We start from the raw sequence: 22134 nt of genomic DNA, 5'->3' as shown, positions 1-22134 counted from the left end.
GGGTGTATTGAAGTAGTTTAATATTTAACATTAAACTAAAAAATACAACTAGCAGCCTCTCAAACCAACTATAGTAAACTATTTTACTTCCACTGTATAATTCCCTGTTCCCCCGCCATATTTATATACACTTAAATAATATTTCCCTGGCTTCGCATTATAATTGCCAAGCAATTTGTTTCCATCACGTTTTGTTGCATAAGTTACATAATTATTTAAGTCTGATTCAGAATATAGTACCCAGTTCAATCCAATATTTTGTTCGTTCGTAATAGTAATTTGTAAATCTTTTGGGTCCTTTACATCAATAACAAATCGGTCAACCTGATCTTGATCGCTTAAGTTTCCTCTTAGTAACGTATTTAAAGATAGTGGATTCGCTGTTTCAAATGAATTATTCGGTTCTTTTTCTACAGCCGTACCTTCTTCTGTATTCACTCCACTAAGCACAACATCATATTCAAATTGTCCAGCATTATTAACACGGTAATTTACAAAGTAAGCAGTCAATGTTTTATATCCAGTCCACTCTTTTCCTGAAAGACGTTTCAACATATCATTCGTTGCTTGATTCATCACTTTCCAGTCCTCAATTTCTCCTTTTGCCGCACTTCCTGTATATGTCCCCTGTAGTGTAAATGTATTAAAGAATTGTGATTTATTTTTTGTTACCTTCACATCTTTTAACTTTGCTTCATTAGTGATATCTGAAGTAACGTCCGAAAGCGATTTTGGATCATGCTGAGTTAAATACTCATCTGATACTTGTGGAATTGTATACTTATCACGATTATCAATAAGCATTTGCATATAAGATTGATATTCTTCATTTAATTTATTGTCTTTGCTTAATGTAGAACGGTATGCATCGTAACTTGAAACATCATTTGCACGAATTAAATCATGCACTTTATCGAACATTTCAGGACGGTTATTATACATATATGATTGCAATGCAAACGAATAGTTATAAAAATCCCACGTTCCATATCTCGCATTTAATGTTTGTGATGCTGTATAACGTTTTGCAGGATCATAAGATAATCCACCAATTATACTTTTTCGCGGTACTACACTATCTAATCGCGTTGAACCTGCAAAGAACTCTGCATTCCCTTCTTCAAACCATGTTAAACGTTCATTTTGATACATTTCCCCTTGGCCCCATAATCCCTGAACTTCGTATCTTCCCTGTAAGTAGTGCGTAAATTCATGGCGGAACAATTCTTCCAAACTATAAATACTTTGCTCTGGTGTACGTTCATATGTAAAGAACGTTCCTGTCCCTTCAATATAAATTCCACCATTATTCGTTTCATATCCGTACAGTTGGCGATTAAATTGATACTCATCTGGACTATTATAAATAACCATCGTTAGTACATCATCAGCATGTCCACTTTCAAGTGGTTTATCGCTACCAACTGTACGATAAAATTGAGAACGTACTTCTTTTGCCGCCCAGTATAGACGCTTAATTTTCTCTTCACTAACTTTATCCCCAGCTTTAAAGACAATTGCTCCATCATCAAACGTATACGTTTTCGGTAAATATTTCTTTTTACCATCTTCTCGAATTTGATCTAAATTTATTGTTTTTCCGTTCGCATCTACTCCTCCGTAATTTGTAGTAATTTGTTCTGCTGCAACAAAATATTGCTCCCCAAAATGTGGATAAATCCTCATCGCTTCGGTAACAACTTGCTGGCCTTTTGTTGGTGTACTATAAAGCTTGCCTAATCGACCAGCATAATAAATTCCATTATTAATTAACCAGCCGTTTTTATTTGTTACTGTACCAATTAGTGCAAAACGATTTACTTCATTTATAAAGTTATCAATATTTCGATACCACATCGTATCTTTTGGCTCTTTTCCAGTCGTGTACATATCCGTCTGAATATCAAAGTCAATCCCCTTCATCAACTCATAAATAGCGTCTCCTTTCGTTCGGTCTTCAATGAAAGTTGCAAGATTATCGTTGTATTGTTTGAAAATTTCACCTGCATATAAAACCGTTTCAACATCAGCCGATGCATTTCCAATTAATTTTCCATATGATGAAATAACTTTATTTTGTTCTGATGTACCAAGTTTGAAATTCGGATTTTTTGCAATTGTTTTTAAAGCCGGTAAACATTTATCATGGTAGCTACGCTCATTTAGTTTGCTTAATTCATCATGGTAAAAACCTAAATAAAATGCTGTACGTAAAGCTTCTACTAATGTTTCAATCCCTTTTGAATCATCTTTCGTATAAGCTTGTCCTTGTTCTGCTAGTTTATTAATAATCGCTTGCATTCGGCTATCATCTTGATAGAATTTGAGACTATCACTATTAAACTGAAATAATTCCGGAATTTGATACCAATTAATTGTCACAAGAAGATCAGTTAATTGTTTGTTACTTAATTGATTTAACTCAGCCATCGAATACTTTTTTTCTTCAGCTAACGGTTTAACATCCTTGTTTGGCGCTAGCGGACGCTGCGATAAATCCGATAACTTTAACCGTTTTGTAAAAGATGCATTTTCTTGTACTTTTGAAGAGTGTGCCAACTCATCAACGGATTTCTGTATACCTACCGGCTCCATTTGTAATACGTTCTTCACATTTTTTTCTTTTGTCTCTGCTTGAATTTGTAAACCATTGCATGATATTGTCACTAGTCCAACACCAAGAATCAACTTAGAAATTTTTGAATATTTAACCATAACATTGCCCCCTAATAATTTTAAAGAAAATTCTGAATTTTTATATCAGAACATACTTATTTGTATGTATTTACAGTTCCGCTATAAATACAAGTATGATCAATGATGCAATAGTAGCTTGTTTTATACTATTACGAATACAGATTCCTTACATACAATCCCCTTCCTTAAATTTAATACAAGCAAAAACTGTGCCAATGATATTTTTTGCGCATAGTAAACATTTCTTTATTAGTACTGTAGAATAAAATATACATAAGTGGTTCAACAATGTATAAATCTTTTGACACATACTCCTCTCTCTTTTTACGATAAAAAGATCCTTTGAAAATTATAAGCACATTTACTAGCAAGTAATTTGCAATATACACCATCCTAAATGTTAATAACCTCAAAAAAAGAAGGTAAGTATACATAAGGTTAATATGTATACTTACCTTCTTCTATAGCAACCTTTCAGCAGATAAAAACAACATTAATTAGTATTTCATTACATCATTTCATATTATGGTATTCATTCCTCTTTTTCAGATAATCCTTTTCACATTGTAACGGTTTGTATTCCACTATTTTGCCTTGCTTCTTTTTTGTTTCGGTAACAATCCATTCCCCTTTTTCAAGGTTTAGATTTAGGCGTTTCATTACATTAGTATCGTCTATTTCTTTATAAAGTAAAAATGCTTCTTGCGCCCTCACAAATAAGCTAGGTTGCCCTCTAAATCCACCACTATCATAAATTTTAGTTAATGAATTATAATATGAATCATTTTCCTTTCCGCCATACATCAAATGCGCAGCCTCTAGGTCTCTTTTACTAACTTCCCAAAAACTGTTTTCATCAATATTTAAATTAAATGTGGATTTAATGTCCTGTATTATATTTTCCGCATACTTTTCATCTCGAACTTTTCTTTCTTCGAGACAATCCGAAGATAATCTTGGTGCATCTGTTTGAGAATGTACAACGTGTTGAATAGATACACATAAAATAAATACACTTAAAATAAACAATATTTTTTTCATCATTACATATCACCTCAAATGATTTAGATACTATATTATTTGAGGCTTAGGATATTCTTATGCTAAGAATGAGAAAGGTCCTATAAAATAGACTTTTTATAGAATCTTTCCTTTTAATATTGATTTATCAGTTTCATCGGCGAAGCAAGTACCTTACTACTTTTCACATCATATAATCCTATAGGTGTTACCCGTATAAAAGGCAAGTGCGTCGCAGAAAAGAATAAAATCGTAAATGCTGGATCGTTATAGGTGTATCCTCGCTCTTGTAGTAATTCCACCATTTTTTTCTCTTTATGTATTAATTCGCTCATTTTTAAATCGGACATAATCCCAAGCAACGGTAATGCAATTTCGTGTAACACTTCATTTCTTTCCGCTATTACCATACCGCCACCTAGCTCTTTTACTCTATGAAAAGCTGTAAGCATATCTTCTTTCCTTTTTCCAATAAGAATGATGTCACCTGTACCGGAATAAGAGCTAGCAAGACCTCCTAATCTATTCGCAAAACCTTTCACAACTGTATTCACTCGCCAAGTGCCATCACGAGCAATCATCATAAGGAAACATTCATCATGCTCAATAGAAAGTTCCTCAACGTTTAAGTCGATTTCAGTTACATATGGTTTTGAAATCACATCATTTAATAATTTTATACCTGTTGTTTCAGAAAAAATCATATCTTCTTTCTTTAAAGACCAGTCTAGTTGTAGAGGGGTTACTTGAAATTCATCCCATTCTATACGTAATGATTCATTTTTATTTTCTCCATCACGTTTCATCCATTGTCCTTTTGCAATTACACTAATCGGCACCGGGTTTTCTTTACTTTCCAAAATATTAATATTGGCGATTCTCCCTGTGGCAATCGCACCATGTAAATACTCCATATTATAATAACGAGCAATGTTATAACTTGCCATATTATAGGCATCAATAACCGGTATCCCTTGCTTAATCGCTATTTCTATCAATCTATTTGTCATTCCGTTTTCATAAAATGATGGATGCGAACCGTCTGTTGTGAAAATGAATCTATCAAATTGTTTAACACCTAGTTCTAGCAATTCTTTTAGTAAAACTTCTAAATCCGGTCTAATTGAAGAATTTCTAAGAGAAACGGTGTAGCCTTGCATAAGGCGTATTAATGCTTCCTGCCCTGTCATCGCTTCATGATCACAATCCGTACCTAACAATTTTAACTTTGCTAAAGTTGTTTCAGATGCTCCAGGAAAATGCCCTTCTACTTTCTTCTGTAATCGTTTTGTTTCCTGTACCCAATTTAACATTTCCTCATCGCCATGCAATAGTTTTGGCCATGCTGTTAACTCCCCGCCTTGAAGAACATCTTCATGATTAAGCCATTCCATTATTTCTTCACTATTAAACAATGATTGGCCATTTTGCAACTCAGTTTGTCCATCGAAACGACACCACCAATACATGCTTGCCGGAATCTTTTTAAATTCATCTAATAAACGAAATGCTTCTTCACGTTGTAATGTGAAAAATAAAGTTAAATTATCATTAATAAAAGTTGTTGTCCCAAATTGCATTGCATGATTTGCTAACGTCTCTGGATTGTATAATTGATATGGATGTGCATGCGGTTCTATGTAACTAGGAACTACATACTTCCCTTCGCAATCAATAACTTCACAATGAGTAAATTGCTCTGGCAGTTTTTCTCCTACGTATACAATGCGGTCATCATAAACCCAAATATTTGCTTTCATCCACTCACGCATATATGAATTTAAATATGTCGCATTCTTTAATAAAATGTGTGGACTTCTCATGCCATCTAGTACTCCAACATGTTCTCGTAATTGCTTATTACTCCATTTATAATTATTTTGTCCCAATGTACTCAACTCCAAATCTATTAATTGTTATATTGGTTAAAACGAGAAATAGTTAATCAACTAAAGTATTTTCCATTCATAACTCCCCTGTATAAATCCCTATAGCCTTTATTATATGTAATAGTTGTAAGAATAACAATTTTCAGAATAGTAAGCATACCTCTTTGCTCCAAAATAAAAAGGATGTCATGAACAGACATCCTTTTATCTTTTGCTAAGCTAATGGATATACAATTATTTTAGCTTGATATTGATGTGGTAGACCCCTTTTGAACCGCTATGTTTTTTGAAGCTAAGCTTACAATAATAGTTATTACGATATTAATAAATAATGCGATTGCTCCTGTACTAATGTCGTTAATAGTGTGTGGGACTGTTGGGAAAAAGGTTGCAATTTTTATATTAAAAATCGTAGCATACAATACAATAAGTACCCCTGTAATAATACCAGTCATTGCGCCATATTTATTAATATAATTTTTTTGAGAAAAACTAAGGAATAATGCAGGTGCCAATTGTGCGATAAGACTGTACGACATGATATTTAACAGTGCAAGTGCTGTCCCGCCAAATACGGTGAAGATTAAAGCAGTCAAAGAAAGGATAATGATGAATAGTTTTGAGGCTACTAATTGTTGTTTTTCGGTAGCTTTTGGAAAAACAACATTGTAAATCCCTTTTGTTAATCCAACAGATGCAGACATTAACATAACAGAAGCTGGTACTAAAGCTGTTAATAAACCAGCTGCTCCAACTATTCCAACCACCCAAGGATCAAATGTTTGAATAGTTAATCTTAAAAGAGAAAGATCTCCATCAGCTCCTTGTAAACTAGGAATTTTTACGATAGCTGAAAAGCCAATAAAGAAAACAAACAGTAATAATATCGTGTATAAAGGTAGAGTAATTGCATTTTTGCGAAGTGCTTTTTCACCATTTGCTGAGAAGACCACAGTGAAAGAAGTCGGTAATAAATAAAAAGATATTGCATTTAAAAGGATTGTAGAGATAAACCACGGTACACTTAGTCCCTGATCGGCTAACGTTAACAATTCAGGTTTAACAGCCTCAACAGACTTAAACATTTGCTCAATTCCACCAAAATAGTGGCTAGGAATGTATAGGCCTAAAAAAATAACTACTCCCAAAATCATAATATCTTTAATCACAGCTGTCCAAGCTGATCCATGAATACCAGAAAATATTACATATGTTGTAATAACTATTGCACCTATAATACTTGCAACTATTGGTGAAATAGCTCCAAAAGAAGCCTCTGAAACAATAATCCCTAACCCTTTCATTTGTATACAAATGTATGGTATAAGCGCCAAACTTCCCACAATAGCTACTATAACCCCCATTGCACGACTATCATATTTAGATGCAAAATAGTCAGGTTGTGAAATAATACCATGTTCTTTACCGTATCTCCAAATTTTAGGTGCAATCCAATAAGATATTACATATGCTAAAAATATATACGTGGGTACATAATATGCAGCAGCACCTTTAGAATACGCCCAACCACTTCCGCCTAGAAAAGTAAAAGTCGTATAAACCTCTCCAGCTATTAATAGGAATATGAACAGGGTTCCAAAACCTCTGCCGCCAACTGAAAATTGCTGCAAATTCATCTTTTTTCCTCGTCTGGCTGCTATCCCTAAATAAAGAGATAGAATTAAGAAAATAAAAATAATAAATAATGATATATTCATTCTGCCTCACTCCCTTTATTATCAGGATCCAGCTTATAAACAATGGTTAAAATAATTGAGGAAAGTACCATCCAAAATACAATCCAAAATAAAAGAAAAGGCATCCCTAATACGTAAGGCTCAATTTTATTTGCAAATGGTAAGAATCCAACACACCCTATAAAAGGAATTAAGAGTAAGAGTTTAATATATTTCAAAATATTCTCGACCTCCTATTTCATCGTTTGAATTTTTATGGATTAAGAGCCGATATTATAAAAGGATTTGTTAATATATATCCTTTTTAACTTACTAGCATCTAAATCTCTGATATGCAGAATAAAGTGAAACATTAATCAGCGGGGTTTTGTCCATCCCCAACTGATTATTAGCCCGCAAATAGCGGGCTAATGGTAACGAATAATACGAGGTAATATCATTGCAATACTCCATTTTTTTCCTAAATCTAATTTTTCATCATTAAATCATTCTCTTTTTGATAGACAATTTCTCCGTCAATAATCGTTGTTTCCACTTTCAAATCCTTAATAAGGTCTGGTTCAGCTTTTAAAATACTTTCACTTAAAATAACTAAATCAGCTAATTTCCCTACCTCTATGCTTCCTTTTATATCCTCTTCAAAACTTGCATAAGCGCCATTCCATGTGTAAAGTTTAATAGCTTCTAGTACACTAATGGATTGATTAATGCCAATTTCAGCTCCAAATTGGCTTTTTCTATTAACTGCAGTATGAATTCCCAATAATGGATTATAATCGGTAACCGGTGCATCTGAACTACCTGCTGCAATAATACCTTTATCTATATAATCACGAGCAGCGTACATATAATTAACACGTTCACCATAATTGTGAGCATATATCTCGCCATATTCATATGGAAATGGCGGGTTTGGAATAGGGATGACTTCAAGTTGTTTCATTCTTTCTTGTAAATCTGGAGTTGAAACTCCTGCATGCTCGATTCGATGACGATGATTTTTCCTTGGTGCTTCTTTTAACGCTCTTTCTACGCAATTTAAATACATTTCAATGGCTTTATCACCTTGAGCATGTACTGTAATTTGATAGCCTTTTTTATGTGCTTCACCTAGAACTTTATATATTTCTTCCTCACTATAATAAAGAATCCCGAAATTGTTAGGATCGCTGGAGTAGGGTTTTCGAGTTGCAATTGTTGGACCAGAGCTACTTCCATCTAAAAATATTTTAGCCGGCCCAACTCTAAACTTCTCATCCCCTGTACCGGTTACTATCCCTGCATTCATCATTTTATTTACAAATTTATCCGATTCATTTATGGTACCAATTATTGCATATATCCGAACACCGATGTCTTTCGTTTTTATAGCTGTTTGTAACAAACGATAACAATTAGAATCAAAAGTAGCTGCTTCATGAATACTCGTGATACCCCCAGAAATGAAATGATCCGACGCAATTTTTACAGCTTTCATAAGCTCATCATCTGTATAACTTGCTACATCATTCATCTTCATATTTGCAGCTTCAAATAATTTCCCTGTAATTTCCCCCTTCTCATTTTTTTCAATTACTCCACCTTGAGGATTCGGTGTCTTTTCGTCATATCCAGCCTTCTCTAGTGCTGCTGTGTTTACGATACAAATATGTCCGCACGTACGAGAAATGATGATTGGATGCTTCGCTGAAATGGCATCTAGCTCCGCAATCGTTGGATACCTTTTCTCCTTTATGGTAGTTTCATTAAATCCCCAAGCTCTTATCCACTCACCTTCTGGAGTTTCCAACGCTTTTTTCTTAAGCTCATTCAGCACATCTGCAACAGAGTCGATGTGACTTTCTTTACAACTGATATTCAATTGAAAAACCCCATATAAAACCAGGTGTGTGTGTGCATCAATAAATCCAGGAAGAAGAGATTTGCCTGCTAGGTCAATGACTTCAGTCTTCTCCCCAATGAATTTATTCGTTTCTAAATTTGAACCAACCCCAATTATTCGATTATCCTTTATCGCTACAGATTCTACTATTGAGTTTTGTCTGTTTGATGTAATAACTTCACCATTGATAAATACTAGATTTGCATTCATACAAACACCATCCTTTTTATATAAGTACAAATTGAAAAAACGACATAAAACTTTTCTTTTTAAGTGAAAGAGACAACGAGTGCAGATTACCTTTTAGTCTTCATAAACGTGACTTAATTAGAATTACGCGCGATTAAAGCGCTTTCAATAAAAAGGGAAATCCTTGACAAATAGAAAAGATTCCATTAACTACCTCCCTCTATAAATTAATAATTCCGCACTGTACATTTTTATAATGCAAAAATTATGCCATCAATTTGGAACAAAAACATTAAAAATAGACGGAAAATTATAAAAATTTCATTTAAATCTGGCATTTGTGAGATATAATGAATTAAATTCGTTTCAATAGATTCATAAATGGTTCATTCTTTTCACTAATTTCCATCTATGTTGAACCACTTGCGTTTCAACATAGATGCATTCATAGGAGGATTTAAGCCATGTCCGACATTCCTGTCCAAATTGAAAGTAAATATCTCTTGAAGATTCTTGATAGTCTTGAAAGTGGGATGAATATTGTTGACAAAAACGGAACGATTATGTGGGTAAACCAAGCATGTTGTAAGCTTTTTAACAAAAGCAAGGAACATTTGATTGGTAGGAATATTTTCGTTCTGAAAAAAGAGGGTGCGTTCACTCCATCCGTAATCGAAATGGCTTTACAAAATGGAAGTACTGTAACCACTGTGCAAGAAATCACCGGTGGTAATAAGATGACAGTAACAGGGGACATTATTTTGGATGAGCAGGAAAACCCCCTTTATTTTGTAGCACATGGTCATGATATAAACAATTGGATGGATAATGTTTCTAAGCTAGAATGGGAAGAATTAGCCCCCGTATTGAAGCGGTATTTGCTAGAAATAAAAAAAATGAATACCCGGTATATTCTAATGCAAGAGGAACAGTCCTTTATTGGACATAGTAAAATACATAATTTGCTTGCTGAAATCCTGGAAAGAGTGGCAAGTGTTGATTCAACTGTGCTTATTAACGGAGAAACAGGCGTTGGAAAAAACGTAGTTGCAAAACGTATTCATGAATTGAGTGAACGAAACAGTCAACCCTTTGTCCACTTAAATTGTGCAGCAATTCCCGATACACTTCTCGAATCTGAATTGTTCGGCTACCATAAGGGAGCCTTTACAGGTGCGAATTCAAAAGGGAAAACAGGGCTCGTCAAAACAGCCGAAAAAGGAACGCTTTTTTTGGATGAAATTAGTGAACTTCCGCTACATTTGCAGCCCAAGCTCCTTCAATTACTGCAGGACAAGACCTATATGCCTATTGGCGGTTCACAGTTAGTAAAGGCTGATATTCGCATTATTGCAGCAACAAACCGCAAAATCGAGGAAATGGTAAAAGAGGGAAAATTCCGGGCCGATCTATATTATCGCCTTCATGTTTTACCAGTAAACATTCCGCCGCTACGCGAGCGACATGAAGATATTTTTCCACTACTCCATTTCTATTTGCAAAAGTATAACCAAATATTCAACCAGACACGTACCTTCTCGAAGCAAACGATAGGTGTTTTTCAACGTTATCAGTGGCCGGGAAATATACGCGAGTTGGAAAATACTGTTGAGCAGCTCGTTATTATGGCTAAAAAGGAAGAAATCTCAATTCATGATTTACCAGAGCGCTTTCTTTCAGTAAGTATGGAAGAAGAAGCTTTACAATCTCTGAAAAAAGGCAACAATTTAAACGAGATTATCGAAAGTATGGAAAAAATAATTATTGAACAGGCAATTAAGAAAAATAAGACTACACGTAAAACTGCAAAAGTTCTTGGAATTACCCAAACTTCACTGATTCGTCGGTTAAAGAAATACAATATCCGCAATGAAAAAGAATAGCGTTTTTGTTGTAGAGGGATTAATTTTTTTCTTAATTTGATGGCAATATGGCGGTACCCCATCGCTATCAAGCTAAGCTTATGTAAAGTCAATTTTAGGCGAGATTGTTTCTTTTTTCTAAAGGGCACGTGTAGGTAATTTTAAAATTTGCATATGAAATAAACCCTAGTATAAAATCCTTGATTTTTTAAGAAAAGGTATTGGAGTTTATCTTTTGTATATACACCATCATTTCATTAAAAAAAGAAAAATAGATGCCTATGGGCATCTATTTTTTTAAAAACGACTACTTAAAATCATTTTACTTCTACAGTATAATCCCCTGTTCCACCGCCATACTTATATACACTTAAATAATATTTCCCTGGCTTCGCATTATAATTTCCAAGCAATTTGTTTCCATCACGTTTTGTTGCATAAGCTACATAATTATTTAGATCTGATTCAGAATATAATACCCAGTTCAGTCCAAGGTTTTGTTCGTTCGTAACGGTAATTTGTAAATCTTTTGGGTCCTTTACATCGATAACAAATCTGTCAACTTGATCTTGATCACTTAAGTTTCCTCTTAATAACGTGTTCAAAGATAATGGATTCGCTGCATCAAATGAATTATTCGGTTCTTTTTCTACAGCAGTACCTTCTTCTGTATTCACTCCGATAAACACAACATCATATTCAAATTGTCCAGCGGCATTGACACGGTAATTTACAAAATAAGCAGTTAATGTTTTGTATCCGCTCCACTCTTTTTCTGCAAGATGCTTCAGCATATCATTCGTTGCTTGATTCATCACTTTCCAATCCTCATTTTCCCCTTTTGCCGCACTTCCTGTATATGTTCCTTGTAGTGTGGAGGTATTAAAGAATTGTGATTTATTATTTGTTACCTTCACATTTTTTAACTTCGCTTCATTGGTGACATCTGCTGCAACATCCGAAAGTGGTTTCGGATTGTGCTGTGCTACATAATCATCTGATACTTGCGGAATTGTATACTTATCACGATTATCTATCAGCATTTGCATGTAAGTTTGATATTCTTCATTTAATTTATTATCTTTACTTAATGTAGAACGGTACGCATCGTAACCTGGAACAGCATTTGTACGAATTAAATCATGCACTTTATCGAACATATCAGGACGGTTATTATACATATACGATTGCAATGCAAACGAGTAATTATAATAATCCCACGTTCCGTATTTTGCATTTAATGTTTGCGCTGCTGTGTAACGTTTCGCAGGATCATTAGACAATCCACCAATGATACTTTTTCGCGGTACCACACTGTCTAATCGCGTTGAGCCTGCAAAAAACTCCGCATTTCCTTCTTCAAACCATGTTAAGCGTTCATTTTGATACATTTCTCCTTGACCCCATAATCCCGGAACTTCGTATCTGCCCTGTAAATAGTGTGTAAATTCGTGACGAAACAATTCTTCCAAACTATAAATACTCTGCTGTGGTGTACGTTCATATGTAAAGAAGGTTCCTGTTCCTTCAATATAAATTCCACCATTATTTGTTTCATAGCCGTATAGTTGACGGTTAAATTGATATTCATCCGGACTATTATAAATAACCATTGTTAACACATCATCAGCATGTCCACTTTCGAGTGGTTTATCACTACCAACTGTACGATAAAATTGAGATCGTACTTCTTTTGCTGCCCAATATAAACGTTTAATTTTTTCTTCGCTAACTTTATCCCCCGCTTTAAAGACAATAGCCCCATCATCAAATGTATACGCTTTTGGAAAATAATGTTTCTTACCATCTTCTCGAATTTGATCTAAATTTACCGTTTTTCCATTTGCATCTATCCCGCCGTAATTAGTAGCAATTTGTTCTGCTGCAACAAAATATTGTTGCCCTAAATATGGATATATCCCCATTGCTTCTGTAACAACTTGCTGTCCTTTTGTTGGTGTACTATAAAACTTGCCAAAGCGACTAGCATAGTAAATACCATTATTAATTAGCCATCCGTTTTTGTCTGTTACTGTCCCTATTAGTGCAAAACGATTTATCTCATTAAAGAGAACTGACTTCTATTTGGGTAACCATAATTATCATAGAACTTTTACTTTAACAGTTTGTCTTCCCCAATTCATGGCCTTACTTTTTGAACCTACTAAAACATCAATACGATTACCTTTAATGGCACTACCGGTATCACCAGCGATTGCTTCACCATAATTTTCTACCCACACTTTTGATCTTAACAGTTACGTGCTTTTTGGCTACGCCAAACTGAAATTCATCTCCCACCTATCGTTGGGCTACGCCCTGTGCACGCTTGAGGAAGGAGAATTCTTTCTGGTAATCCGTTAAATTCATTTTCTTTTGTTAGAATTTCGTAAATACGTTTTGTAAATCTTTTCATCAGAATCGTTTCCGTACTCTCTATTGATTCACTGCTTTTGCTACAAGGGCAGCATATGCTTCTGCACCTGTTTTCGTTAAATGTACGCCATCTGGTTCAAAGTATGCCTGATTTCCAGCACTTGCTGCATACCAATCAACTAACACTACATTTTTGTAAGCTGATGCTGCTTCTTTTAACTTCTCATTCACCAACGATTCCCACGGACGTGGTACTCTCGTATTAATTAATATAATTTTACGTTCATCCCCAATCACTTTTATTAATGATGCTAATTGCTCCTTAGTAAAGGCTCCATTTGTACCTAATCCAATAATGACATGATTTCCTAAATTCCCCTCATTCTTTAGCTGTTCCACAGCAGGGATTGCTTTGGACATTTGCCGCCCTATTTCCGCATCAATCCTAATATTAGGAAAAGTATTTTTTAAATACGGAGCAATATCAATCATGATTGAATCTCCTACAGCTGTAACTGTTAGAGGGTCTTTAGGCTGTGCGGGAATCGCTTCTTTTTGTTCTTCTTTATTTTGAGGTGGTTCATTAGCTGGTTTATCCCAAACTGCAACGGGATGTTTAGCCTGCTCTTCTTGCACAGCTTCCACCTTATCTTTTGGAGGATTCTCCTTTGCTTTAGTAGCTGTTGTTAATCCAAAAGTAGCTATCGAAGAAATAAATACTGCACATATTAAAGCTAACTTACCACTTACAGTTAAGTTTCTTATTTTCAAGTTTTTAATCCGAATATTCTTCAATGCACCTTTTCGTATTGGATTTTCAATAAACTTCCACGAAATTTGTGCAATAACTATAATTAGGAGAAATTGAAGAATTGCTCTTGTAATCGAAAACTCTCCAGCATTTACCTTCGGAGTCGTCAATGTAATAATCGGATAATGCCAAAGATATATTCCATATGATCGCACGCCCATCCAACGCAGTGGTCTAAATCTCAAAAATAGTGCGATTCTGCTAGCCGGATGCGCAAGGTTAGCGACTAACAAGGCTGTAGCAATTGATAAAAGGACCATTCCCCCACGGTATAGAAACGGCTCATATTGATTCGTCTTCCAAAACATAATGAGAATGATACTAAGAGCAACTCCCCCAATAACATCAAGAATAAGACGTGCTTGCGGAATAATTTTATTCGCAAGTCTACTGCTTGGCCAAATTAAAGCAAGTGCCGCTCCAATTAATAAAGAAAAAGCCCGTGTATCAGTACCGTAATAAATTCTACTTGGGTCAGAGCCTGGTTCATATAGAATTGCCATTGCTAAAGCAGATGCAATTGCTCCTAGACAAATAAATAAGATCATGCGTGATTGTTTTTTTATGTAATAAAATCCTAAACTAATGACGAACGGCCAAACCACATAAAATTGTTCCTCAACAGCTAACGACCAAAAATGATTTAGTGGAGAAGGCTGACCAAAGCTATCAAAATAAGATAATTTATGATAAATATACCACCAGTTACTAACATAAAATAACGCCGCTAATGAGTCTCCACGCATTTTTTCAAGTAAAGAGCTATGAAAAATCGTAATCCATGCCAACGTTATAACGAGCATAACAAACATTGCTGGAAGCAATCTCCTTGCCCTACTAAGCCAGAATTTCTTCAAATCAATTCTCTTATTTCTCTTCCACTCCATCGCTAGAATATCTGTAATTAAATAACCTGAGAGTACAAAAAATACAGTAACCCCTAAAAATCCTCCAGGCATCCAATTAAAGTTAATATGATACAAAATAACACCTAGTATAGCTAGGCCCCTTAGACTGTCTAATCCAGCCATATAACGACTATTTTTTTTAAAAGGTTTAGTCACCTACAATCACCTCTATTTCTTGGAAATTAGGTAAATAATAGTGGTATAAAATGCTATTAATTTCCTAAAATCATATAAACTAAACTATTAAAAACATCATTTGGGAAGGCTCTTTTTTTTATAATTACACGCACAGTAACTAATACTTTATCGCGTTATCTGTTTCTGGTGTGAAAATTTTTAAACTAGTTTTTTTGCTCATCCCCCCGACAAAGGGAAATTTGCTTAGTTAATTAAAAAGTTATATGCTGTGTATCAAAAAGTACACCTTTTGATACGTTTTTTACAGACGTATCAAGGACTGACATTGTGCATATGATCTATAACGCATATATAACGGGTTTCCTATAAAGAAACGTTATAAAAAAGGTCTACTCATTACGAGCAGGCTCTCTATTTTCTTCACTCAGCCTACTTTATTTAAAACTTCGGCTGCTTCTGTAAACATTGGTGCATAAGTAGAAAATAATAAAAATAATGATACTATAAGTCCTATGATTTTCTTCATACTCGCATCTCCTTATCAATCCATTTAAAAACCTTTTAATTATATATTAAGCTTTGATACTATTGAAATAATAAAAAAGGATATGCATAATTACATATTTCTCTTATTGATAGAATGTATCCTATTGAAAAGAAAGCCTTTCCTTGGTATTATTAGTCTCTTTGTTAGCTTAATAGCGATATGGGGTTCTGGTGCAAAAAAATGATAAATAAAAAAGAATCATGGATTCCTAACGAAATTACCTGTTAAGTAGTTAATCCAAACAGCTGGTTGATAAAAATATTCTGATTTTGGACAGACTGGTCCTGCAAATCAATTTGTTCTTTTTTGAGCGTATGCATGGCTTCCACACCACTCAATATAGAAGCTGATGTTTTGTATGATTTAAATCCCAACATAGAGCGTATACGTTTTTTAATAAAACGAGGCTCTTGTTCTACTATGTTATTTAAATATTTTATCCTTCGGATTTCGGTGCCTATTGGTATCCTTTTCCTTCCTTCAACTGTTCGATAGCAATTGGAAAAGCAGGATTCTTATCGACTGTTATAACACGAGGCTTTGAAACATGAAAAGACTGCAAAGCTTTCTTGAAAAAGTGCTTTGCAGCCTTATGATCTCTAGATTTACTCAAATAAAAGTCAATCGTGTTTCCTTCAGAATCAACGGCACGATATAGAATCAAGTTTATCTTATCTATACTATAATAGCTTAGTCTCTCACAACAAGAGCGGATAGCATTTACAGTTCTCTTATTTATTTTACCACTTGAACAGATACTGGTTTCCAACCCTGATTCTCTACCCAATCAATATCAACCTTATATTTTTTATTACTTTGCTTATCTCGTACATTACCGTAGGCTTTATTATTACCATTATTCCCAATAAAATCAAAAATCAATTGACTCTCTGGAACATCAACAGCATATGAAATTGCTTTTTTCATCTCATTCCAATCTGCTGTTCCTTCTTTAAATTTCATTGCAGGTTTTGCTCCTTGCTCTGTACCAATTGGCTTCCAAGAAGGATTAGTTTGAGAACCCTTTTCTTGAGATATCGTTTTTTCTCCCTCTTTATTTTCATTTTCGTTCGTTTTTACAGGTTCTTCTACTTTTTGTTTCTCTTCTAAATGTGCTGTTTCTTTATCTCCGTTTTTCTTTTCTTCTATTTTTGCCGCTTCTTTATCTTCATTTTTCTTTTCTTCTACCTTTGCCGCTTCTTTATCTTCATTTTTCTTTTCTTCTACCTTTGCCGCTTCTTTATCTTCGTTTTTCTTTTCTTCTATCTTTGTTGCTTCTTTATCTTCGTTTTTCTTTTCTTCTATCTTTGTTGCTTTCTTTTCTTGAGCAATTGCTTTCTCTGATGTATCAGAAGTGAAAAACAACTGATATGTCACTATGCCAACTGTTACTAATACCACACTAAATGCGATATTAAATATCCCCTTATTACGACGATTTTGTTGTTTTGCTTGAAACCTGCTTCCTTGTCCCATTTTTCAAACCTCCGTGTTTATTTTCGCCACTAATCTTTACGTATTCTTCCTAAGAATCTTAATATTTTTATTAAATAATAAAAATGAACTACACTTCCCATACAGAATTCCATATAAAAATAATAAAATTTATTCTTTTTCAAGTATCTGACATATGTTATTCAAAAATAGTTTAATAAATTAAAGATTGATAAGTTTCTGTACTTAAGTATACTTTTAACAATTAAGCCTCTTCTTCACCGATTTATAATTTTTAAAATCAAATGCCCTCTTTAGTTTGCGCTTTCCAATGGATATGCCGTAAAATTAAAAGAGATTTTACCTCTTTTACCTTCTTTTCAGAACAGCTTTCGCCACTAGGGAATTCTATTATTCCTAATCTAACCTTTAATTCGCTTTCATGACAAAACGAATCTTTATGAAGTCCCCTTATCTTTTGTATAAAGCGCCTTTATTTTTTTCTATATAGAGCATTATCTCTTTGTTTATAACCTTCTTAAAAGCTTCTTCTCTACTGTAAAAGTCATTTAAACTATACAATCCATACCATTTAATATGTAATGTCTCTATTAATTCCACCTCGTTTCCCAGACAATACTATCATTTCTGAATATTTTATTTATTATGAATACACATTCCCGCTTACTTGAATTAAAAATTGTGCTTTTCTATAATACATTTTATTGTTAATAACTTCAATAATGAATATGTACATATGTAGCATTGAATGGATGCAAAAAAACATAGAAATTTAATCTTTCTACGTTTTTCCTAACATCTTCCTTCCATTTCACTTTGTGATCGAATTCAAAACTACACTTGTGACTATTTGGTTGAGTGATCGGTACGTCAATATTTTAAAAAGGAGCTCTCTTGATAAAGAGAGCTCCTTTTCTTATTTCTTCTTCTTTTCTGTCGGTTGGCTTTGTTTAGCGAAATTAGACGAATCATCGAAATTCGGTTGTTTTTTACCAGCATTATTACTTCTACCTTTTCCCATATGTAATGCACCTCCCCTCATCCTTACTATTCCCAATAAAAAAATCCTCTTGCATCCAAGATAATTTTTTATCATTTTAGCCAAGAAGACTCCTTCCTCAAGGAACGCTTAGTGAGTAGGTGGGAGATGAATTGGCTTCGGACAAGAGATGGCAGGAAGCCATCTTAATTGTTCGACATACATAAACTATTACTTCACTACCTATCGAATATATGTTTGTTGTATAATAGACGCATATAGAAATGGAGGTGAATGGAATGATAATCAATACAGCATATAAATTTCGTATCTATCCAAATAAAGCACAAGCAACCCTAATCAATAAAACGATCGGATGTTCTCGTTTTGTATTCAATTATTTCTTATCTCTATGGGATAACGCATACCAAGAGACAGGGAAAGGTTTGACATATGGTACATGCTCTGCCAAACTCCCTGCTAATGAAATTATTGACGTTTCTTTATCCAGTAATGATAAATTGGTCGATATTGCAGCTAAATTAAAAAACATAAAGGGAAGATATGATGAAAAATTACCAGTGAAAATTATACTGGGACTTTTATGTGAGAAATTTATTATAACTGGAGAAAATGCATTGAAAATAAAACCATTTATATTTAAATTAGTACATAATAATTGCTGTGAGGGATTCGATTATATAGATGAACAGCTGTATAATTTCAATGAAGAAATTAATTTAGCCGCAGATAATATATATGGGAATCTAGAAGATATTAGTCAAGAAATAAAAAGGTTTTTATCTGTTTATAAAGATTTTATTATATATTTTCATTTACCTTATGGTGGGCTGGATGATGAATAAAAACAACAGGTCTCAAAGACTCTTAAAACTTCTTGAAGCAAATAGAAAAAGGCATAAACCTACTCATGGTGCTTTATATGATGAATGCATCTGCGTGTTAGGTGCTGAAACTAAAGAATTATCTCCTGAAAGAGGATCAGAAATATACAAATTATTAAATGACTCTTACCCTTTTGAATGGTGGGGACGAATCAGTTGGAATAAGGTTTCCCTTAAACATGCCATTGACTCCATGAATCAAATATCTCATCTTATCCCATTGGAAAGTAAAGTCTATATCCTCTGGAGTACCGGACCTACTCCTGTTCTCTATGCAAATTTAAACGATATATTACGTAATATTGGCGATGTAACGGCGGTTGGTAGCGACACTTATCTTTTTTGTCCAAATAATTTTGTTATAGAATTTTACCATGAAGGTGAAATCATGATTGGTTTTGGAAAAGACCGTATTTAACAGCCAACATACAAAGAATTTTTTTTGTTTCTAGATATATTCATACTGATATTGATGTGTTATGTAAACTTAATATGAATACCTTATGCAATCAAAATACCTTTCATCATCTATATTCTTGATGTAGTACACTCTGGATAAAAGGTAGAGGGAGATAGACAATGAAAGAAATCATTAAAGAGATTGTTTCTACAAGTAAAAGATACAAAGTTCATGTTATCAAACGAAATGATGGTTTTTACACTACAGAAGTTTTTGCGTGGTTTGAGGATTACGGATATGAGTATTGGGCTCCTATTAAGCAGGGGTTATCGTTAATTGATACAGAAAATCATGCCATATCTATAGCAACGGAACACTTAAAAGTGTATTCAGGTGAAAGTGATTAGTGGGGACCAGCCGAGAGTTATTTACTTTATTAAGGTTTACTTTAGTAAATAAAAGGCTAGTTAGCTCTTATAATGGACTAACTAGCCTTTTTATTATTTTTTCCTTTTTACATATGTTTCTCATGCAATTTACGTTCAGAGAATTCGATAAATCCCACCAGATTTTGTTTTCTAAAACCGATACGAAAATATAAACTAACTAAATATTACGATACACGAAATTACTATATTAATTTTAATAAAAGTCCCTTGAAAGAAGCCACTTATTTTACAAGGTACTGTTCTACTTCTTTTATTAATAGTTCTGCACCTTCTGGGCTTAATGTTATCTTACCGTTTGCTAATGATATGTTACGATTTGATACCTCTCCTGTTAATGCACAAACACCACCGGGCTGATATTTCTGTAAAACAATGTCTTCACCTTCTACAAAGATCTCTAATGGTGATTTTTCTTTAATACCTAGCGTATTTCTAAGTTCCTTTGGAATTACCACACGCCCTAAATCATCTACTTTTCTAGTCACTCCGGTTGCTTTCATCTAGCGTCTTTCCCCATTTCATTATCAATTGTACCCAAGTTATTCTCCACTATTATAACAAGCTTTCCCCATACATGAAAATTTAGTTACATTTACAAAAGAACAAGTGGAACAAATAGAGAATTATTGGCATGAAAATAGGCTGAAGAATCGAAATGAAGCAATTCACCAGTTCGTAGAGAAAGAATTTAAGTCATAAATAATGAGTACCCTTTTCATTTTCCCTAAAAACACATGTAAAGCCTGTATCTATCTTTACATGCGTTTTATAATGAATAAGACCTATTGTATTAACTTCTTCATCAAAACGCAAAATAAACCGATTTGGACAGCCGTTTTCAAATCAAAACTCATTTTTACAAAAAAGGAAAAAGTGCTGGATTTTTATCAACTATAATTACCCAGGTATTAGAGACATGAAAAGACCGCAAAGCTTTCTTAAAGAATCGCCTTGCAGCCTTATGATTCCTATACATTTAATTATTTTTATGTTTGAATTTATTTCTTAAGGAACTTTTTAAGGCAGTGAAAAATATCCTTCTTATTTTTCACTATATAATACTTAAACTTCTCATCTTCAATGTTTTTATAAACAGAAAAAAGGGTAAATGATGAGCGATTATACTGGTTTAGTTAGCCGGGATGTAACCAAATTTTATATATTCTGTTCCCAAAACTCACTTATAACTTTATTATTTTCACCTCAAGAAATCCATTCCCCTTTAAAGAGGTGTTGTATTTTAGACTCAATAATCATTAATCCCTCATGGGAGCACCATATCATACCCATCAAGCTCAGATTTTAAAGTACCCCCTAAATGGAGATTTTGTGTTTTTATGGTACCGAAGTTTATTTTTATCGTTTTGGGGAACAACAGATTTTTAACTTGATAGCAATGTGGCGGTACCCCATGCCCAACAAATTAAGATTTTGAAGACTGTCCAAAATTTCTTCTCCCCCTTCCCCCCTTTCTAACAAGATTACAATTTTATTAAGTACTAATAATTTTTATAATTAGTTAATCTCTGCATATGATTCCATTCAAAGATACAAAATATTTAAGTAACTATTTTTAATTACATTGTTTTTATATCTAAATTCACAAAGGAGCTACATAACATGGATGAAAAAAATCTATTAAGTCAACAACTTGACCACGTGTCATCAGATGCTCTAAATACTCCTAGTAAAGCTCAAGAACAGATGGAAGAAACAACTAATCCAGACAATACCAATGTTAAAAAGAAAAGCATTAATCAAGATTTACATGGCGTGGACTTACCAATTTCAGACGTATATAGAACAACGAACAAAAAGTAAATTTCAAAGGGAAAACTCTTAAGAACGAGTGAACTTAATTCTTTTCCCTTTTCCTATTCAAATAACTATTTTGTTAAAGTTTAATTGGTCCGCTTTGATAGATTACTTC

14 protein-coding genes and 6 pseudogenes are annotated in these 22134 nt (G+C 33.8%); 5 read left to right on the top strand and 15 right to left on the bottom strand.

Features of this window, described 5'->3' with window-relative positions:
• Positions 1 to 78: 78 nt before the first annotated feature.
• The 6 genes from colA to ACP6L7_RS07195 all read right to left on the bottom strand — a co-directional run bounded on the left by colA (position 79) and on the right by ACP6L7_RS07195 (position 9395).
• Positions 79 to 2715 carry a collagenase ColA gene (colA, locus tag ACP6L7_RS07220; RefSeq protein WP_430529011.1) on the bottom strand — a complete coding sequence of 879 codons (2637 nt, stop codon included), beginning with the start codon at positions 2713 to 2715 and terminating at the stop codon, positions 79 to 81.
• Positions 2716 to 3210: 495 nt separating this feature from the next.
• Positions 3211 to 3738, bottom strand: a complete 528-nt coding sequence (locus ACP6L7_RS07215; protein WP_097830370.1) for a hypothetical protein — start codon at positions 3736 to 3738, stop codon at positions 3211 to 3213.
• A 113-nt stretch (positions 3739 to 3851) separates the two neighbouring features.
• The gene (locus ACP6L7_RS07210) at positions 3852 to 5606 is read right to left on the bottom strand and encodes an adenine deaminase C-terminal domain-containing protein (RefSeq protein WP_430529010.1); all 1755 of its coding nucleotides are present in this window, start codon (positions 5604 to 5606) and stop codon (positions 3852 to 3854) included.
• A 239-nt stretch (positions 5607 to 5845) separates the two neighbouring features.
• Positions 5846 to 7324 carry a sodium:solute symporter family protein gene (locus tag ACP6L7_RS07205; protein WP_097830368.1) on the bottom strand — a complete coding sequence of 493 codons (1479 nt, stop codon included), beginning with the start codon at positions 7322 to 7324 and terminating at the stop codon, positions 5846 to 5848.
• A complete protein-coding gene (locus tag ACP6L7_RS07200; protein WP_048374755.1) occupies positions 7321 to 7521 on the bottom strand; it encodes a DUF3311 domain-containing protein in 201 nt (66 codons plus the stop codon). The genes ACP6L7_RS07205 and ACP6L7_RS07200 overlap by 4 nt, the downstream gene beginning before the upstream one ends.
• A gap of 248 nt (positions 7522 to 7769) precedes the next feature.
• Complete coding sequence (locus ACP6L7_RS07195; protein WP_097830367.1) at positions 7770 to 9395, bottom strand: amidohydrolase; 1626 nt, start codon at positions 9393 to 9395, stop codon at positions 7770 to 7772.
• A 443-nt stretch (positions 9396 to 9838) separates the two neighbouring features.
• Between ACP6L7_RS07195 and ACP6L7_RS07190 the strand changes: the two genes are divergently transcribed.
• On the top strand, positions 9839 to 11257 hold the full coding sequence (locus ACP6L7_RS07190; protein ID WP_097830366.1) for a sigma-54 interaction domain-containing protein: 1419 nt from the start codon (positions 9839 to 9841) through the stop codon (positions 11255 to 11257).
• 296 nt (positions 11258 to 11553) lie between these two features.
• Here ACP6L7_RS07190 and ACP6L7_RS07185 read toward each other — a convergent pair.
• From ACP6L7_RS07185 to ACP6L7_RS07160, 6 genes and pseudogenes are all read right to left on the bottom strand, one after another.
• A pseudogene (locus ACP6L7_RS07185) lies at positions 11554 to 13302 on the bottom strand (collagenase); the annotation flags it as partial.
• 36 nt (positions 13303 to 13338) lie between these two features.
• Positions 13339 to 13491, bottom strand: a pseudogene (locus ACP6L7_RS07180) (3D domain-containing protein); the annotation flags it as partial.
• A gap of 181 nt (positions 13492 to 13672) precedes the next feature.
• Positions 13673 to 15487, bottom strand: a complete 1815-nt coding sequence (locus tag ACP6L7_RS07175; RefSeq protein ID WP_097830188.1) for an acyltransferase family protein — start codon at positions 15485 to 15487, stop codon at positions 13673 to 13675.
• A gap of 753 nt (positions 15488 to 16240) precedes the next feature.
• Positions 16241 to 16680 (bottom strand): annotated as a pseudogene (locus ACP6L7_RS07170) (IS6 family transposase); the annotation flags it as partial.
• A 71-nt stretch (positions 16681 to 16751) separates the two neighbouring features.
• Positions 16752 to 17492: a YrrS family protein gene (locus ACP6L7_RS07165; RefSeq protein ID WP_264446919.1), complete on the bottom strand. Its 741-nt coding sequence runs from the start codon at positions 17490 to 17492 to the stop codon at positions 16752 to 16754.
• Between the two features lie 236 nt (positions 17493 to 17728).
• Positions 17729 to 18071, bottom strand: a pseudogene (locus ACP6L7_RS07160) (sodium:proton symporter).
• Between the two features lie 678 nt (positions 18072 to 18749).
• Between ACP6L7_RS07160 and ACP6L7_RS07155 the strand changes: the two are divergent.
• The 3 genes from ACP6L7_RS07155 to ACP6L7_RS07145 all read left to right on the top strand — a co-directional run bounded on the left by ACP6L7_RS07155 (position 18750) and on the right by ACP6L7_RS07145 (position 20162).
• On the top strand, positions 18750 to 19316 hold the full coding sequence (locus tag ACP6L7_RS07155) for a helix-turn-helix domain-containing protein (RefSeq protein ID WP_097830190.1): 567 nt from the start codon (positions 18750 to 18752) through the stop codon (positions 19314 to 19316).
• Positions 19306 to 19773 (top strand): CDI toxin immunity protein, encoded by a 468-nt coding sequence (locus ACP6L7_RS07150; RefSeq protein ID WP_097830191.1) that lies wholly within the window; start codon positions 19306 to 19308, stop codon positions 19771 to 19773. Before ACP6L7_RS07155 ends, ACP6L7_RS07150 begins: the two co-directional genes overlap by 11 nt.
• A 161-nt stretch (positions 19774 to 19934) precedes the next feature.
• Positions 19935 to 20162: a hypothetical protein gene (locus ACP6L7_RS07145; RefSeq protein WP_097830192.1), complete on the top strand. Its 228-nt coding sequence runs from the start codon at positions 19935 to 19937 to the stop codon at positions 20160 to 20162.
• A gap of 263 nt (positions 20163 to 20425) precedes the next feature.
• Here ACP6L7_RS07145 and ACP6L7_RS07140 read toward each other — a convergent pair whose 3' ends face one another.
• The 3 genes and pseudogenes from ACP6L7_RS07140 to ACP6L7_RS07130 form a co-directional block, all read right to left on the bottom strand.
• The gene (locus ACP6L7_RS07140; protein ID WP_000648339.1) at positions 20426 to 20704 is read right to left on the bottom strand and encodes an AbrB/MazE/SpoVT family DNA-binding domain-containing protein; all 279 of its coding nucleotides are present in this window, start codon (positions 20702 to 20704) and stop codon (positions 20426 to 20428) included.
• Positions 20705 to 21078: 374 nt separating this feature from the next.
• Positions 21079 to 21174 (bottom strand): annotated as a pseudogene (locus ACP6L7_RS07135) (IS6 family transposase); the annotation flags it as partial.
• A gap of 28 nt (positions 21175 to 21202) precedes the next feature.
• A pseudogene (locus ACP6L7_RS07130) lies at positions 21203 to 21337 on the bottom strand (sporulation protein YhbH); the annotation flags it as partial.
• 487 nt (positions 21338 to 21824) lie between these two features.
• On the opposite strand from ACP6L7_RS07130, the gene ACP6L7_RS07125 reads away from it, so the two are divergent.
• Positions 21825 to 22025, top strand: a complete 201-nt coding sequence (locus ACP6L7_RS07125) for a hypothetical protein (protein WP_097830193.1) — start codon at positions 21825 to 21827, stop codon at positions 22023 to 22025.
• The last annotated feature ends 109 nt before the right edge of the window (positions 22026 to 22134 follow it).

The sequence above is a fragment of the Bacillus silvicola genome (assembly GCF_050524305.1).
In the GTDB taxonomy this organism is placed as follows: Bacteria; Bacillota; Bacilli; order Bacillales; family Bacillaceae_G; genus Bacillus_A; species Bacillus_A cereus_AT.
Note: the sequence above shows the minus strand (reverse complement) of the source record. Positions and strands in the feature narration are given on the sequence as shown.

Coding starts and splice junctions, on each gene's coding strand:
- colA (WP_430529011.1), bottom strand. CDS start 2,715: ATGGTTAAATATTCAAAAATTTCTAAGTTGATTCTTGGTGTTGGACTA.
- ACP6L7_RS07215 (WP_097830370.1), bottom strand. CDS start 3,738: ATGAAAAAAATATTGTTTATTTTAAGTGTATTTATTTTATGTGTATCT.
- ACP6L7_RS07205 (WP_097830368.1), bottom strand. CDS start 7,324: ATGAATATATCATTATTTATTATTTTTATTTTCTTAATTCTATCTCTT.
- ACP6L7_RS07195 (WP_097830367.1), bottom strand. CDS start 9,395: ATGAATGCAAATCTAGTATTTATCAATGGTGAAGTTATTACATCAAAC.
- ACP6L7_RS07190 (WP_097830366.1), top strand. CDS start 9,839: ATGTCCGACATTCCTGTCCAAATTGAAAGTAAATATCTCTTGAAGATT.
- ACP6L7_RS07165 (WP_264446919.1), bottom strand. CDS start 17,492: ATGGGACAAGGAAGCAGGTTTCAAGCAAAACAACAAAATCGTCGTAAT.
- ACP6L7_RS07155 (WP_097830190.1), top strand. CDS start 18,750: ATGATAATCAATACAGCATATAAATTTCGTATCTATCCAAATAAAGCA.
- ACP6L7_RS07150 (WP_097830191.1), top strand. CDS start 19,306: ATGATGAATAAAAACAACAGGTCTCAAAGACTCTTAAAACTTCTTGAA.
- ACP6L7_RS07145 (WP_097830192.1), top strand. CDS start 19,935: ATGAAAGAAATCATTAAAGAGATTGTTTCTACAAGTAAAAGATACAAA.
- ACP6L7_RS07140 (WP_000648339.1), bottom strand. CDS start 20,704: ATGAAAGCAACCGGAGTGACTAGAAAAGTAGATGATTTAGGGCGTGTG.
- ACP6L7_RS07125 (WP_097830193.1), top strand. CDS start 21,825: ATGGATGAAAAAAATCTATTAAGTCAACAACTTGACCACGTGTCATCA.